The 1,045-nt window shown below is 51.4% G+C and carries 1 protein-coding gene; it reads left to right on the plus strand.

The annotated features are described in order from the left end of the window. Nucleotides 1-1,045: host specificity factor TipJ family phage tail protein (locus JTI98_RS10290; RefSeq protein ID WP_252869636.1), on the plus strand; the 1,045-nt coding region annotated here is incomplete at both ends.

The raw sequence follows: 1,045 nt of genomic DNA on the forward strand, positions 1-1,045 counted from the left end.
TCGGAGCACCGTTTACGGGCATTCCGGAAGGTTATATTCGTTTATCGCTGTCTCATGCTGGCAATCAGTACAAAATTCTCGATGTTGATGGCAGCAGCGTAACACTCAGGCGTCTGGTCAACGGTGTAGTTGATAACACCTGGCCGGGATTTGCTGCCAGAACCGTACTTGATTTCGATGCGTCTGGTGTGAACCAGAACGATACATGGATGGGGCCATTCATGGCATGCCCGGAAAATGAAACAATCGATATGTTTGAGGTTAATTTCTTTTTCCCGAATGGAATTTGCGGTTACAACAAAAAAGGCAAAAAGAAGAACAGGGAGGTGCGCTGGGAGATCCAGTATCGTGTTTATGGTTCAGGATCAGGATGGAGCAGCAAAACAGGATCGTACAATACACAGAACATCAATGGTCTCGGATACACTGAGCGCGTTACTTTAAGTTCTCCGGGCCTCGTTGAGGTTCGCTGTCGGCGCACTAATGAACAAGGCCAGGATAACAGCCGCGATAACATGTACTGGCAATCATTGCGCGGTCGTTTGCTCACGCGACCTTCATCCTATGCAGGCGTCACGACGATGGGCGTCACTGTGGAGACCGGCGGTAAACTGGCAGCGCAATCCGATCGGCGTGTCAATGTAGTAGCCACCAGAATTTACGATACAGGCACACCACGCAGCATCTCTGGCGCGCTGTACCACGTTGGTAACTCTCTGGGACTGGATATGGATATCGACGCCATTGATGCGCTGGAAAGCGCGTACTGGACGCCTGACAATGAGTTTTTCGACTTCGAGACTACCGACAGCACATCGGCACTGGAGGTTTTGCAGAAGATTGCCAATGCCGGGAAAAGTTATTTTCTGCTGACTGACGGGCTGGCATCAGTCGCGCGTGAAGGTGTTAAGCCATGGTCTGGTGTTATCAGTCCACATGAGATGACGGAAGACCTTCAAACCGCGTTTGTGGCTCCCTCTGACGACGACTATGACGGCGTGGACGTTACGTATATCAACGGGACGACGTGGGCGGAGGAGACGGT

This window comes from Citrobacter sp. MGH 55, from assembly GCF_016906145.1.
Classification (GTDB): Bacteria; Pseudomonadota; Gammaproteobacteria; order Enterobacterales; family Enterobacteriaceae; genus Citrobacter_A; species Citrobacter_A amalonaticus.